This is a genomic window from Micromonospora sp. NPDC000442 (assembly GCF_042898635.1).
Classification (GTDB): Bacteria; Actinomycetota; Actinomycetes; order Mycobacteriales; family Micromonosporaceae; genus Micromonospora.
On sequence record NZ_JBIAYZ010000009.1, the window covers coordinates 187,551 to 201,260 of the forward strand.

Genomic DNA, 13,710 nt, shown 5'->3' on the forward strand with positions numbered 1-13,710 from the left:
GCGACGGCCTGCTGGTACCCCTGCCGACCGGCGGTTACGACGTCACCGATCCGGTGCTGCGGCAGGTCGCCGGCGCCCGGCTGCCCCGGGCGGTGCGCGCCGTCCTCGACCGGCGGATCGGCCAGATCGCCTCGGTGACCGCGACGCCCCCGAGCCGGGTCGTTCCGCCCGGCCGCGTCACCTCGACGGCCGGGACGATCGCGAGCCGGCTGGTGCGGCGGGCCTGCACCGTGGTCCCCCGGTCGACGGCCGGGTCAACGGCGCTGCAGGAAAGCCAGCACCCGATCCCAGGTCAGCTCGGCAGCGACCGGGTCGTGGTCGGCAACGGTCGGGTCGGTGAAGAGATGCCCCGCCCCGGGATAACGGTGCACCACGAGATCCGCTCCGGCCGCGATCATCTCCCGCTGCCACTGGTCTACCTCGTCGGGCGGGTCGTAGGCGTCCGGGTCGGCCAGGTGCAGGTGCACCCGGAGGCCGGGACGAACCACCGCCGGGGAGCCTCCGGTGCCGTGCAACAACAGCAGGCCGGCGGTGTCGGGTCGTTCGGCCAGCAGCGCGCCAGCCACCCCGGCACCCATCGAGAACCCGGCGAGCACGGTGTCGGGCGGCAGCCCGTCGAGCGCCGCGCGGGCCCGGTCGAGAACGGTCTGCTGGCCGATCCGCTCCAGCAGGGCGAAACCCTCCGCCACGGAGTCGACGGCGGGTACGCCGTACAGGTCGGGCGAGTGCACCCGATGGCCGGCGGCCCGCAGCCGGTCGGCGGCCTCCCGCACCGCCGGCCGCAGCCCGTACACGGAATGGAAGAGCACGACGTGTCCCATCGGGACATCGTGCCCGACGCCCGCGACCACCACGGAGCGGCGCGCACGGGATCCGTCCCGGGTGGGCCGTCGACACGGGCCGGCTGGAGCAGCGGTGCCGGGTCCCGGGTCAGCGCCCCTGGCCGGCTGTTGGTGCGCGATCCCGCTCCTCCGGTTCCGGCGCGCCACCGTCGGGGGCGGGTATCGCGCGCAGTGTCCGGCTCTGTCCACGGAACTCCGCGACCACCTCCCCGCCCTCCCGACTCACGGTGACGTCGTAGATGCCGCTGCGGCCGTACCGGGTGCGCTCGCTGGCCCGAGCGACCAGCACGTCCCCCTGCCGGGCCGGGCGGACGAAGGTGATGTCGGCTCCGGCCGCGACGGTGGCCGGACCGTGGCTGTTGCAGGCCAGTGCGAACGCGGTGTCGGCCAGCAGGAACACGAAACCGCCGTGCGCGATGCGGTGTCCGTTGACCATGCCGTCGGTGATCCGCATCCGGGCCACCGCGCTGCCGTCGGCGGCGCTGATCAGCTCGATGCCGAGCCGGTTGGAGGCCACGTCGGCGTCGAACATCTCGTGCGCGGCGGTGCGCTGCGGGTCCACCTTGCTTCCAGTCCGTTCCGGCCGGGCACTCGCCCTCGCCACGAACATCATGGCACCGCCGGTCGCCGGGCGTTCGCGGAGGCTGGCCACGGACGAGCGGACGTGGGTGCCCGCGCAGACACGATCGGGCCGGGCCGGGTCATCCCGGTCCGGCCCGATCCGATCATCGCTCCGCCATTCTTTCGTAGTTGCAAAAGCTTGGCAACAAGCCTGGACACGCGAGCCACTTAGTAACTAGCGTGCACGTCATGAGTCCTTACATCAGCAACGTCGCCGCCTGGCAGGAAAGTTGGGACCGTCAGCAGGAGGCGTATCTACCGGACCGCGAGCACCGGTTCGCCGCCATGCTCGACGCGGTCGACGCCGTCCGCGAGGCCACCCCGCCCCGGCTGCTCGACCTGGCCGGCGGCACCGGCACCATCTCACTGCGTGCCCTGCGTCGGTTCCCCGACGCCGAGGTCACCCTGGTCGATCTCGACCCGGCGCTGCTCGCCCTCGCCACCGCCTCCCTCGGCGACCGGGCCACCATCGTTCCCGCCGATCTCAGCCGGCCGGACTGGGTCGCGGCGCTGCCGCACCGGCGTTACGACGCCGTGCTCACCGCCACCGCGCTGCACTGGCTGCCCGCCGACCGGTTGAGCATCCTCTACACGGAGATCCGCGACCTGCTCCGGCCGGGTGCTCTGTTCGTAAACGCCGACCACATGCCCGACGACGACCTGCCCGAGTTGACCAAACGGTTGCTCGCCCGCGCCGGGGAACACCGGGCGGCCCGGTACGCCGCCGGTGCCGTGCTGTCGTGGTCGCAGTGGTGGCAACAGGCCGAGCAGGACCCGACCCTGGCTCCGCTCGTGCGGCAACGCCACGCCATCTACCCCTCCGGGCACAGCCCGGAGTGGACGCCCCCGGCCTCCTGGCACCTCACCGCCCTCAGAAACGCCGGATTCACCGAGGTCGGCACCCTCTGGCGCGGTGCCGCCGACGCCGCCGTGGTCGCCGTCCGCTGATCCCCAGCCCGCGCGATCCTGCAGTTGTGGTCATTGCATGATCGCCGAGACCGGGGCGGGGAGCAGGGCGCTAGGGTGCGGTGATGGTGATGGCGTTCGAGCATCTTGCTGGGCGGGTCTGGCTCTGTGCGGGTGACCCCGATCCGGAGTTGGTGCAGGCCGGTGTCGCGGTGATCGCCGACGAGCGGGGCAGCGTGCTGGTGGACGCCGGGCACAGCCCGTCGCATGCGCGCGAGATCCAGGCCGCGTTGCTCGCCGCCGGTCTGCCGGCACCCCGCTGGCTGGTCTACACCCACCACCACTGGGACCACGTCTGGGGCGCCTGCGCCTGGCCGGACGTGGAGATCGTCGGGCATGTCAGCGGCGCGGAACTGCTGCGCGCCGAGGCGACCCGGCCGTGGAGCGTCCGCTACCTACGCGAGGAGGTGCTACGCAACCGCCGGCTCGGGCCGAGCTTCCGGGCCCGCGCCCTCGCCGTCGACTCCTGGGACGAGCTGCGGGTGCTGCCGCCCACCCGCGTCTTCACCGACGAGGTGGAGCTGCCCACCGGTGTGCTGGTACGCCACGTCGGCGGCCGGCACGCCCCGGACTCCACCATCGTGGTGGTACCCGACTCGGGGGTCATGCTGCTCGGGGACAGCTGGTATCCACCACCGGCGCACCTGCGGACGCCGGCGGACGAACCGGACCTCGCGCTTGTCGGCCGACTGCTCGACGACGACATCGGCTGGTACGTCTCCAGCCACAGCCCACCGTTGACCCTCGGCGAGGCCCGGGCGGCGATCACCGGCTGAGTCGGCAACCCGGTCGGCTCAGCGGGCGCGACGCTCCGGATGGGCCCGGTTCCAGGCGCGCATCCGGTCCGGGTATCCGACCTTGTTGGCCTCGTAGAGCGGGATGGCGTGTTTGCGGGCCAGGGCTCCGGCCGCGCGCGGCGTGCCGGTGCGGCGGCGGATCCACTCGCCGTCGTGGGCGATGGCCATCACGGTGGTGTCGGTGGCGGTGGTCTCCGGCTCCAGGTAGAACTCCACCCCCTGCCGGCTGGTGGCGAACTGCTCCAGCGCGGCGAGGTCCTCGGGGGTGGCCTCGCGGTCGAGTTTCGTCGGGGTGCCCTGCGCGGCTCGTGACCGCCGGCTGAACCAGCCCATGCCCGGCTCCTCTCCTCGGCGTGACTCCCAGTGCAGCACCGTCACCTGGCAGATGCCTGTGAGCCGGGTGAGAATCCCCCGTCGCGGTAGGCTGCCTCGATGATCCACTTCGCGGTGCGGGAGAACGCCACCTGGTGTGACCTGGTCTGCGCTACTCACGGCCGGCCCGGCTCACTGGACACCGATGCCTGGTCGGTGTCGCGCCGTTCGCCGCCGCTCTACCCGGACGCGGTGACCCTGCGGCCCGGCCTCGACGCGGACCTGCTGCGGCGGATCGACGCCGGACCAGGGGCGTCGGTCAAGGACAGCTACGCCGACCTGGACCTCGCCGGGCACGGCTTCGACGTGCTGTTCGAGGCGCAGTGGCTGCACCGGCCACCCGGCAGTCCGGTGGGACACGAGGCCCTGCTGCCGGTCACCACGGCCGGTGACCTGATGGCGTGGGCGCACGCGCACGGTGGCGGGTCGGTCTTCCGTCCCGACCTGCTGACCGACCCCCGGGTACGGATCCTCGGCCTGGCGGACGGCCACGGCGGCTGGTCCGGCGGAGCGGTGTTGCACGACGCCGGTGAGGTGGTCGGCGTCAGCAACGTCTTCGCCCGCGACGCCGCGCCGGAGCAGGTGTGGGCCGGAGTGTGCGCGGCCGGCGCGGGTCGGCACCTCGTCGGCTACGAACAGGATGCCGACCTGGCGCCGGCACGACGTCACGGCTTCCGGACCATCGGCCCGCTACGCGTCTGGCTGCGCTGAGCCCGCCCGCGCCGGCGCCCCCGTGCCGCCGGCTGCGGGCGGGCGGGCCGCCGGGACCAGCAGGAGGGTCGGCAGCAACAGCAGCGGTACGACCAGCAGCGCCCGCAGCGTGCCCACCTGGTCACCGAGCAGGCCCAACAGCGGCGGCCCGGCCAGGAACGCCGTGTAGCCGATCACCGCGACCACGCTGACCCGTACGTGCGCGTGCTCCTCCTCGTCGGCGGCGGCGCTCATCCCCACCGGGAAGCCGAGCGAGGCACCGATCCCCCACAACGCGACGCCGACCACCGCGACCGGACCGGAACCGGCGAGCACCGCCAGACCGGCGCCGACGACAGCCAGCAGGATGGTCGTGGTCAGCACCGGCCCCCGCCCCCAGCGGTCCAGCGCCACCGTGCCGACGGTGCGGCCCAGCGTCATGCCGACCACGAAGACGCCGAAGACCGCCGCGCCCGCGGCCTCACTGAAGCCGTAGCCGTCGATGAAGGCGACCGCGAGCCAGTCGTTGGCGCTGCCCTCGGCGAACGCCGCCGCCAGCACCAACAGGCCGATGAGCAGGGTACGCGGCTCCCGCCAGGCGGCCAGCAGTCGACTGCGACGCCCGGCCGGGGTGCCGGCCGGCTCCGGCTCGGCCGGCAGGAACGCGCGCGCCCCGAGCAGGGTGCCGCCGAGCACCACCGCGGCCAGCACACCGAGGTGCACGGCGAGCGGGACGCCCAGGCGGGCGGCCCCCGCGCCGACGCCCGCGCCGGCCACCGAGCCGAGGCTCCAGGCGGCGTGGAAGCGCGGCATCACGGTCCAGCCGAGCCGCCGTTCGACCGCCGCACCCTCGATGTTCATCGCGACGTCGCAACTGCCCGAGCCGTAGCCGAGCGCGAACAGGCCCACCGCCACCCCGGGCAGCCACCCGGCGACGCCGGCCGAGATTCCGGCGATGGTCAGCCCGAGCGCGACGAGCAGGGTGGATGCCGCCACCGCCCGGGCGGCACCGAGGCGCTGGGTGACCAGGCCGGCGGTGGGCATGGCGAGGATCGCCCCGACCGACATGGCGAGCAGCAGCAGGCCGAGCCGGCCCGGGCTGAGGCCGAGTCCGTCGCGGATCGCCGGCACCCGGGCGAACCAGGTGGCGACGGCCAGTCCGTTGAGCGCGAACACGACCGCCACACCGTTACGGGCGGCCAGCACGGCGCGGGACGGGCCGGGGCTGGTCGGCGGGGTGGCAGGGGTGGTGACGACGGGGTCCACGTACGTTCCGGTCCTCTCCTCGGACAGTACGACGATCACACACCTGGGAGCGCTACCAGCACAATCCATCTCCGGTCCTTACCAGTGGCCGTCGGGCACGGCATGATGCTGGTGGACGCCCAGGCGGGCGGGAACAACAACGGGGAGAAAGCTCATGACGACGGCAGCGCGCCGCCCGGCCACCCTCGACGACGTGGCCCGGGCCGCCGGGGTGTCCCGTTCCACCGCGTCCCGGGTCCTCGCCGGCAACGGCTTCGCGTCACCGACCGCCCGCGAGCGGGTACGTACCGCCGTGAACCTGCTCGGCTACGTGCCGAATCCGGCGGCCCGGGCCCTGGTGCACGGTTCCGGCGTACGGCTGCTGATCGCGGTGGCGGGCACCGGCCCGGCCGTGCTCGACGACCCCTACGTCGACCAGGCGGTCGCCGCGGTGGCCCGGGCCTGCACGCCGCACGGTCTTGGCGTGGCGGTGCAGTGGGTGCCGTTGGGGGCGCCGGAGCGGCTGACCCAGTTGACCGACGACCGGGGCGTGGCCGGCCTGGTCCTGCTCAACACGACCCCGGCACTGCTGGATCTGGTGCCGCGCCGGCTGCGCGGCCGGTCCGTGTCGATCGGGATCGGTTCGGCCACGGTGCCGTCGGTGGACATCGACAACGGCGGCGGCACCGCGGCGATCGTCCGTCACCTGTACGACGCCGGCCGCCGACGGATCGCCATGGTCACCGGTCCCCGCTGGCTGGCCTGCGCCAACCGCTCCGTGCGGGCGTACCGGAGGCTGCTGTACGACGCCGGTCTGCCGGCCCGGGAGGTGGTCGGTGACTTCAGTGCGGCCCGGGGGTACGCAGCCGCTCGGGAGGTGCTGCGACGCTGGCCGGACACCGACGCGATCGTCGGGATCAGCGACGCGACCGCGCTCGGGGTGATCGGTCGGCTGCGGGCCGACGGCATCCGGGTGCCCGAGGACGTCGCGGTGACCGGATTCGACGACATCCCGCTGGCCGCGACGGTGGCGTTGACCACCGCCAGTCACCCGGTACGGCAGATCATCACCGCAGCGGCGACCATGGTGCTGGAGCAGCGCGCGGCGCCGGAGACGACCGTCTTCCCGTCGGCGTTGGTGCTACGCGCCAGCGCCTGAGCCGTCAGCCGGTCTCCTCCCGGTCGACCAGGGCGCGCAGCAGGCCACGTACCGCGTCGGCGAGATCGGCGCGGCTGGCCGGGGTGCCGGGTGGCGGCGCGCTGAGCACTCCGGCACCGACGAGTCGATCGAACAGCAGGCCGTCGACGAAGGCGACGAACCGGTGTCCCCGGCGGCGGGGGTCCGGTGCGCCGGCGCGGGCGAACAGGTCCTCGGCCTGGGCCCGCAGCACGGCGCCGTGTTCCAGGATTCCCCGAAGCTGCGGCCGATGCACCGCTTCCAGCAGGCAGGCGTACCGGGCCAGGGTGCGCGCCCGGGCGGCGGTCAGCCAGTGGTCGAGCACCCCGGCGATACCGGCAGCGAGCCGGTCGAGGTCGGCCGGGGACAGCGACGGCCCCGCCGGCACCGACGGCGTCCCGGTGGGTAGTTCGTGACCGGCGAGGTCGGCGCGGTCCAGGTCGGCGAGACGCTGCACCACCGCCTCGATCAGCGCCTGCCGGGTACGCAGGTACGCCGAAGTGGTTCCCGCGGGCATCCCGGCCCGAGCGTCCACCGCGCGATGGGTCAGCCCTCGCATGCCGCTCTCGGCGATCAGCGCGATGGCGGCGTCGGCCAGTACCGCCACCCGCTTCGCCCGCCCACTCAACCTGCTCCCCCATCTCTGCTTCTACGGATGTAGTATGCACTTCTACAGGCGTAGAAGGGCGGTCGCCGTGACGGAGAGACATGCGGTCGTGGCCGGGGCGGGAATCGGCGGGCTGGCCGCCGCCCTCGCCCTGCATCGGCGGGGTTGGCGGGTCACCGTGTTGGAGCGCGCCCCCGAGCCGCGTGAGGTCGGCGCGGGCATCACCCTGATGGCGAACGCGGTACGCGGGCTGGACGCACTCGGCCTCGGCACCGAGGTACGCCGGCTGGGGCGCGACGGTGCCACCGGCGGGCTACGCACCTGGGACGGGCGCTGGCTGTCCCGGGTGGACGCCGCCGAACTGGAACGGGTGCTCGGCACCACTGCGCTCGGCGTACACCGGGGCGCGCTGCACCGGGCGCTGCGCGAGGCGCTGCCGGCCGAGGCACTGCGGACCGGCTGCACGGTGCGGGACGCCGACCCGGCCAGCGGCACGGTTCGCTACCAGCGTGACGGTGAGCCGGCCGAGGTGTCCGCCGACCTGGTTGTCGGCGCCGACGGGTTGCGCAGCACGCTGCGTACCCGGCTCTGGCCGGAGAGCCCGCCACCGGCGTACGCCGGCTCCACCGCCTGGCGTGCGGCGATCACCTTCGACGAGCCGGTCCCCGCAGCGGTCAGCTGGGGACCGGGCAGCGAGTTCGGCACCGTCCCGCTCGGCGACGGGCAGGTCTACTGGTACGCGGCGACCACCGCCCCGCCCGGCGGACACGCCGCCGACGAGCTGGCCGAGGTGCGGGAACGCTTCGGTCACTGGCACGACCCGGTACCGGCTCTGCTCGCCGCCACCCGACCCGACGACGTGCTGCGCAACGACCTGTACCACGTGGCCACGCCGCTACCCCGGTACGTGCGCGGCCGGGTGGCCCTACTCGGCGACGCGGCGCACGCCATGACCCCGCATCTGGGGCAGGGCGCCTGCCAGGCGATCGAGGACGCGGTCACCCTGGGCGCGCTCGCCGGTCCGGCGGTCGACGTTCCGGCGGCGCTGCACGCGTACGACCGGCTGCGCCGACCCCGCAGCCAGGCCATCGCCCGCGCGGCCTCCCGCACCGCCCGGTTCGGACAGGAACTGCGACATCCGGCGGCCATCACGGTACGCAACGCGATGCTGCGCCTGACGCCGAGCCGGACGGCGCTGCGCGGCATGGCCCGCCACGCCGACTGGCATCCACCACGGCCCGCCTGACAGCGGAGCCGACGCGATCCGACCGGCGCCGAGTGCCTCATTGCGGCCAACCCTTCAGAATATCGATTTTCCGGGTTCGCGACCTCGGCCGAATGTGACGGGGTCCCGGTAAGATCGGCGACTTGCATGTGACTGATCGCTGACTGATGACTCGGACGGCGAGAGCACACACTGAGCCCATGAATTCGGGGCTCAGGCGCTTCAGGGCACTCCGCGGCGCGGTGTGTCTCGTGCTGGTGGCGGCCCTTTCCGGCTGTATGCAACTCAATGCCGGGCTGACCGTCAACGCCGACGACACGGTCAGCGGCCAACTTCTGCTCACGGCCGAGCGGAACGTCCTGACCTTGAACAACAGGCCGGTCGAGGCGGGCTTCGCCGAGTTGCGGCAGAACATACCGGCGCTACCCGCCGGCCCGGAGACCCGATACGAGGACGCCACCCACTTCGGATCTCTGATCAACTACCGAAACGTGCCGCTGCACCAATTCGACAGCGAAAGTCTGAGCATCGTCCGCACCGAAGACCGGTACGTGTTCACCCTTCCGTTGGACCCGAAGAAGTACGGCGGAAAAGTGGCCGAGCAGGACCCCAAGAATCAAGAACGATTCATGTTGTTGATGTCGTTCGAGATCGCCGTGACCTTTCCCGGCCGCGTCCTGGACGCCAGCACCGGCGGTCAGGTCAACGACCGGACGGTCACCTGGCGGGTCAAGCCCAACGAGCAGAAGCCCGCCGAACTGCGCGCCGTCGCCGAGGCACCGCCGCGACCGTCTCCGGCGGCCGGCGCGGACTCCAGCGGCGGGTTCCCATGGCTGCTGATCGTCGCCGGCGCCGTGGTACTGCTGCTCGTCGCGGTGCTGGTCGCGTTCCTGCTCCGCCGCTCCCGCACCGGCGGTTCGCCGCCCGAGAGCGACACACCCCCGGTCGGCGGATCCACACCGGTGACGCCGGCCACCACGAATCCCGGCCCGCCGGACGCCGGCTGACGACCGGCATGCCGCCGCCCACCGAGGACGGCGGCTCACCCACACCCCACCCGCAGTACGCAACACCGAAGGGGGATCGGCAATGAACGATCTCTTCACCTGGGCGGCTCTGGGCAGCCTCACCGGCGCCAGTGCCGCGACGCTGCTCACCACAAACGTCATCGGCGGACTCATCGGCCCGAGCGCCGACAAGGCCCGCAAGTGGATCGCGCTGGGCATCGCGCTCGCGCTGTCGTACCTCACCGCGGCCTTCGCCACCGACGCGGGCGCCGAGAAGTGGATCATCGCTTTCTTCAACGGCCTGGTCATCTTCTCCGCCGCGCTCGGCATCAACCAGCTGCCCCCCGGCAACCGGCAGGCGACGCCGATCCAACTGGCACAGGGCAACGAGCCCCGGTTCATCCGCTCCTGGGCCTGAGGGGAGCCGGACATGGTCTTCGGAATCCTCAGCGCCGCCGTTCACGTCGCGGCGGGCGCCGTACTCGGGCAACTCGTCGGCGGTGGCGTGGGGCTGCTCATCGGCGCGGGCATCGGCCTGCTCGTCGGCGCGGTCTTCGGCTGGGCGGTCGCCGCGGCCGAGGTCTACTCGGCCAGCCCGCGCGGTGTGTTCCTCTTCGTCGTCGACCACACCTGGAGCCTGCTGAACACCCTCGTCGGTGCGATGTACCTGGCCCTGCACCTGGTGTTCGGTCACTCGCTGGACCGCGTCACCTCCCGGCACAGCTGCCGGGTCAACGTGGTCGAGGGGGTCTCCCCCCGCTACGCCACCACGCTCGGCACGGTCTGCGCCGGCTCCGGTCCCGGCATCCAGCGACACGAGGACGTGCACATCTTCCAGGCCCGACTGCTCGGCCCGCTGTACATCCCGCTGGTCCTGGCCAACTACGTGCTGTTCACCATCGCGCCGATCTGGCTGCTGTACCACGACCACACGGGCGCACCGATCAACCGCTTCACCCGGTACTTCGAGATCGGCGTCTACCCGCACGTGTGGAACGAGGCCATCGCGTACCGGATCCAGGGGACGCCGCCGCGATGACCGACGACGGTCCGATCTGCACGGCCACCGCGGAGTTGGTGGCGTGGCTGGCCGGGGCGGTGGGTGACACCGTCCCGGTCGGCCCGCCCCGACCCGACGCCGACCCGAGCCGGTTGACGCTGTGGCCGCTGGAAATCCGGCCCGCCCGACAGACCCGGGGCAGCGGCGGCCCTGAACCGTACCGGTTCACGGTCCGCTACCTGCTGGCCGCCGGCGGCCCGGAGGCCCTGGCCGTGCTGGACCGGGCGCTCGTGGCGGCCACCGGCACGGACGGGCGCACGCTGGTGCTGGAGGCCGGCGATCCGGCCCTTTGGGCTGCCTTCGGGGCGCCGCCCCGGCCGGCGTTGCTCATCGACGTCCCGGTTCAGGTCACCCATCCGACCCGGCCGGCCGCACCGGTCCTGCGACCGCTGCGGCTGCGGCAGCTGGAGATGTTGACCTTCGATGGGCGCGTCGTCGGCCCGGCCGACCAGCCCCTCGCGGCGATGCGGGTCGAGGTCGTCGGCCAGCCGTACGCGACGCGAACCGACCCGGCGGGCCGCTTCCGGGTCGTCGGCGTGCCCCACGACCCGGACCGTCCGGCACCGGTCCGACTCCGGCTCACCGGCCGGGGGCAGGTGCTCACCGCCGAGGTCGACCCGACCGAACCCGACATCGTCATCGTCTGCGCGCCGCCGACTTCCTGATCCGCCGACCCGACCTGCACGGGAGGACCGATGCCCACCTACTTCTCGCCCGGCATCTACGTCGAGGAGGTGCCAAGTGGTGCCCGGCCGATCGGACCGGTCGGCACCAGCACGGCGGCCTTCGTCGGCGTCGCACCGGACCGCACCGCCCATCTCGGCGAAGCCCTCGCGGTGAACAACTGGACGGATTTCCTCCGCCTGTTCGCCGACGGCGACCAGTTGGAGAGCACGCCGCTGGCCCGGGCCGTGTTCGGTTTCCTGGACAACGGTGGCACCCGCTGCTGGGTGGTAAACGTCGGCGAGGGCGGCGCCATCTCCGGCACCGGCCGCAAACGCGCCGGCCTGGACCTGCTGGAGGCGGTCGACGAGGTCTCCATCCTGGCCGCGCCCGGCTTCCACGACCCGGTCTCCCACGAGGCGCTGCTGAGCATGGCCGAACGCACCCGCACCATGGTCGCCATCTGCGACCCGGCACCCGACATCGACGACATCTCCACCCTCACCCGGGTCGCCACGCCCGGTTCAGGCCGCCCGGCGAAGCCGAGCGACACCAGCGACCCGGACGCCCCCGCCGGATCGGGCAGCGGTGGAGGGGGTGGGCCGGTGGCGCACCGCCCCCGGCAGTCCGACTTCGGCGCCCTCTACTACCCGTGGCTGCGGGTCCGCGACCCGCTCAGCGGCGAACTGGTGCTCACCCCGCCGAGCGGGCACGTCGCGGGCATCTGGGCCCGCACCGACGCTTTGCGCGGGGTGCACAAGGCACCGGCCAACGAGCCGGTCCGGGGCGCGGTCGACCTGGGCCACCTGGTCACCCGGGCCGAGCACGACGTGCTCAACCCCCGGGGCGTCAACGTAATCCGGTACTTCCCCGGCGAAGGCATCCGGGTCTGGGGCGCCCGTACCCTCGCCGCCGAGGCCAGCGAGTGGCGTTACCTCAACGTCCGGCGGCTCTCCATCGCCATCGAGCAGGCCATCGCCAACGGCACCCGCTGGATGGTGTTCGAGCCGAACGACTACACGCTGTGGCGGTCCATCCGTCGGGACATCGGTGCCTTCCTCACCCGGGTGTGGCGTGACGGGGCGCTGCTGGGACGCACTCCCGAGGAGGCGTTCTTCGTCAAGTGCGACGAGGAGACCAACCCGGCCGACGTCCGCGACGCGGGGATGGTGGTCGCCCACATCGGCATCGCCGTGGTCAAGCCCGCGGAGTTCGTGGTGTTCAGGCTGAGCCAGTGGGCCGGCGGCACCGAGACCGAGACGATTGGAGGCTGACATGCCGACCACGGCCACTCCGCAGCCGGGCACCCCGGTCGACCCGTACCGGGCCTACAACTTCAAGCTGCTGGTCAACGGGGTGACCAACGGCCATTTCACCGAGGTCAGCGGGCTGGAGGTGAACATACCGGCGGTGCCGTACCGGGAGCAGGGCAACGACCGGATCCGGATGGTCCCGGGCCAGGTGGAGTACGGGCCGGTCACCCTGCACTTCGGCCTCACCGCGTCGCGGGAGCTGTGGGACTGGGTGCACGCGGTGGCCCGGGGCACGGTCAGCCGTCGCAACGTCTCGGTGGTGCTGCTCGATGCCGCCGGCACGGCGGAGGTGCTGCGCTGGAACCTGATCAACGCGTGGCCGACCAACTGGCGGGGTGCGCACCTGAACACGCTCGGTCAGGAGATCGCCATCGCGGCCCTGACGCTGCGCTACGAGAGCCTGGAACTGGAGGCCGGTGGTGCCGCGCCGACGCCCGCGTAGCTGGCTGGCCGATCGCCTCCGGTCGGCGGCGGCTGCCGTGGACCGCCTCGCCGGTGTGGTCGACTCCCCCGCCCCGACGCTGCCGGCCGGCCCGCCCGCGAGGTCGGGCGGAGCGTCGGGCACGGTCGATCGTGCCGTCGCAGCCACCCTCGACGAGCGCGACGGTCGACCCCGACGACCGGGGCAGCCACCCGAGCACTGGCTGCGGGTGGTCACCGCGCACGCCCCCGGCCTGCTCCGGGACCTGGCCCCCGACCCGCCTCCGGACGCCGCGTCCGCGCCGGCCGGGCGGTACCATCACGGGCCGGACCCTTACGAACCGGACGGCGACGGCCGGACGGACGCCCGTACCACCGGCCCGGCGGGCCGGGGTGGTGCGGACGGCGCGGGGCATCGACCCGTGACGGCGGTCGACGCAGCCGTTCGGTACGCCCACCGACCCGGCGCGACGGCAGGTCGGGGACCGGCCGCCGACGCGGACCCGCGGCCGGCGGAGCACTCCCCGACGGCCGGGCCGGCACCGGCCACCCACTCCCTCACGTCCTTTGCTCTGCTTCACCCCACGCACCACTCGGCGTCCGATATCCGGACATCGGCCGGTGCGCCGGTTGAAGCAGAGCAAAGGGACCGCAGTGGAAGATTCCGGCCCGCTCCGGCCACGGCCGCGCAGGGCGGGCCGGGCA

At 73.1% G+C, this 13,710-nt stretch carries 15 protein-coding genes and 1 pseudogene; 11 read left to right on the forward strand and 5 right to left on the reverse strand.

Annotation, left to right across the window (positions count from 1 at the left end; all coding sequences use genetic code 11):
* Positions 1 to 254: 254 nt before the first annotated feature.
* Both ACFY2A_RS16995 and paaI read right to left on the reverse strand, forming a co-directional pair.
* Positions 255 to 821, reverse strand: coding sequence for a dienelactone hydrolase family protein (locus ACFY2A_RS16995; protein ID WP_387172777.1), 567 nt, complete (start codon positions 819 to 821; stop codon positions 255 to 257).
* Positions 822 to 1,011: 190 nt separating this feature from the next.
* Positions 1,012 to 1,455 (reverse strand): annotated as a pseudogene (paaI, locus tag ACFY2A_RS17000) (hydroxyphenylacetyl-CoA thioesterase PaaI); the annotation flags it as partial.
* A 197-nt stretch (positions 1,456 to 1,652) separates the two neighbouring features.
* Between paaI and ACFY2A_RS17005 the strand changes: the two are divergent.
* Both ACFY2A_RS17005 and ACFY2A_RS17010 read left to right on the forward strand, forming a co-directional pair.
* Positions 1,653 to 2,411: a class I SAM-dependent methyltransferase gene (locus tag ACFY2A_RS17005; RefSeq protein ID WP_387172561.1), complete on the forward strand. Its 759-nt coding sequence runs from the start codon at positions 1,653 to 1,655 to the stop codon at positions 2,409 to 2,411.
* 83 nt (positions 2,412 to 2,494) lie between these two features.
* Positions 2,495 to 3,205, forward strand: a complete 711-nt coding sequence (locus ACFY2A_RS17010) for an MBL fold metallo-hydrolase (RefSeq protein WP_387172563.1) — start codon at positions 2,495 to 2,497, stop codon at positions 3,203 to 3,205.
* A gap of 18 nt (positions 3,206 to 3,223) precedes the next feature.
* On the opposite strand, the gene ACFY2A_RS17015 is transcribed toward ACFY2A_RS17010, so the two are convergent.
* Complete coding sequence (locus tag ACFY2A_RS17015) at positions 3,224 to 3,559, reverse strand: hypothetical protein (protein WP_363919813.1); 336 nt, start codon at positions 3,557 to 3,559, stop codon at positions 3,224 to 3,226.
* 99 nt (positions 3,560 to 3,658) lie between these two features.
* Between ACFY2A_RS17015 and ACFY2A_RS17020 the strand changes: the two genes are divergently transcribed.
* Entirely contained in the window at positions 3,659 to 4,309 is a 651-nt protein-coding gene (locus ACFY2A_RS17020) for a hypothetical protein (protein WP_387172566.1), read from the forward strand.
* Here ACFY2A_RS17020 and ACFY2A_RS17025 read toward each other — a convergent pair.
* Positions 4,289 to 5,554 (reverse strand): MFS transporter, encoded by a 1,266-nt coding sequence (locus ACFY2A_RS17025; RefSeq protein WP_387172568.1) that lies wholly within the window; start codon positions 5,552 to 5,554, stop codon positions 4,289 to 4,291. The two genes, ACFY2A_RS17020 and ACFY2A_RS17025, sit on opposite strands and share 21 nt — an antisense overlap.
* Before the next feature lie 154 nt (positions 5,555 to 5,708).
* Between ACFY2A_RS17025 and ACFY2A_RS17030 the strand changes: the two genes are divergently transcribed.
* Complete coding sequence (locus tag ACFY2A_RS17030; protein WP_387172570.1) at positions 5,709 to 6,692, forward strand: LacI family DNA-binding transcriptional regulator; 984 nt, start codon at positions 5,709 to 5,711, stop codon at positions 6,690 to 6,692.
* Positions 6,693 to 6,696: 4 nt separating this feature from the next.
* Here ACFY2A_RS17030 and ACFY2A_RS17035 read toward each other — a convergent pair whose 3' ends face one another.
* Positions 6,697 to 7,338: a TetR/AcrR family transcriptional regulator gene (locus tag ACFY2A_RS17035; RefSeq protein ID WP_387172572.1), complete on the reverse strand. Its 642-nt coding sequence runs from the start codon at positions 7,336 to 7,338 to the stop codon at positions 6,697 to 6,699.
* Between the two features lie 67 nt (positions 7,339 to 7,405).
* Here ACFY2A_RS17035 and ACFY2A_RS17040 point away from each other — a divergent pair, with 67 nt between their 5' ends.
* The 7 genes from ACFY2A_RS17040 to ACFY2A_RS17070 all read left to right on the forward strand — a co-directional run bounded on the left by ACFY2A_RS17040 (position 7,406) and on the right by ACFY2A_RS17070 (position 13,027).
* Entirely contained in the window at positions 7,406 to 8,563 is a 1,158-nt protein-coding gene (locus tag ACFY2A_RS17040) for an FAD-dependent oxidoreductase (protein WP_387172573.1), read from the forward strand.
* 179 nt (positions 8,564 to 8,742) lie between these two features.
* Positions 8,743 to 9,549: an LppM family (lipo)protein gene (locus tag ACFY2A_RS17045; protein WP_387172575.1), complete on the forward strand. Its 807-nt coding sequence runs from the start codon at positions 8,743 to 8,745 to the stop codon at positions 9,547 to 9,549.
* Positions 9,550 to 9,631: 82 nt separating this feature from the next.
* Positions 9,632 to 9,967 carry a hypothetical protein gene (locus tag ACFY2A_RS17050; RefSeq protein WP_164450182.1) on the forward strand — a complete coding sequence of 112 codons (336 nt, stop codon included), beginning with the start codon at positions 9,632 to 9,634 and terminating at the stop codon, positions 9,965 to 9,967.
* A gap of 12 nt (positions 9,968 to 9,979) precedes the next feature.
* On the forward strand, positions 9,980 to 10,588 hold the full coding sequence (locus ACFY2A_RS17055) for a glycine zipper family protein (protein ID WP_387172577.1): 609 nt from the start codon (positions 9,980 to 9,982) through the stop codon (positions 10,586 to 10,588).
* The gene (locus ACFY2A_RS17060; RefSeq protein ID WP_387172579.1) at positions 10,585 to 11,274 is read left to right on the forward strand and encodes a carboxypeptidase-like regulatory domain-containing protein; all 690 of its coding nucleotides are present in this window, start codon (positions 10,585 to 10,587) and stop codon (positions 11,272 to 11,274) included. The genes ACFY2A_RS17055 and ACFY2A_RS17060 overlap by 4 nt, the downstream gene beginning before the upstream one ends.
* Positions 11,275 to 11,304: 30 nt before the next feature.
* Complete coding sequence (locus ACFY2A_RS17065; protein ID WP_387172581.1) at positions 11,305 to 12,546, forward strand: phage tail sheath family protein; 1,242 nt, start codon at positions 11,305 to 11,307, stop codon at positions 12,544 to 12,546.
* 1 nt (position 12,547) lies between these two features.
* The gene (locus ACFY2A_RS17070) at positions 12,548 to 13,027 is read left to right on the forward strand and encodes a phage tail protein (protein ID WP_093402636.1); all 480 of its coding nucleotides are present in this window, start codon (positions 12,548 to 12,550) and stop codon (positions 13,025 to 13,027) included.
* The last annotated feature ends 683 nt before the right edge of the window (positions 13,028 to 13,710 follow it).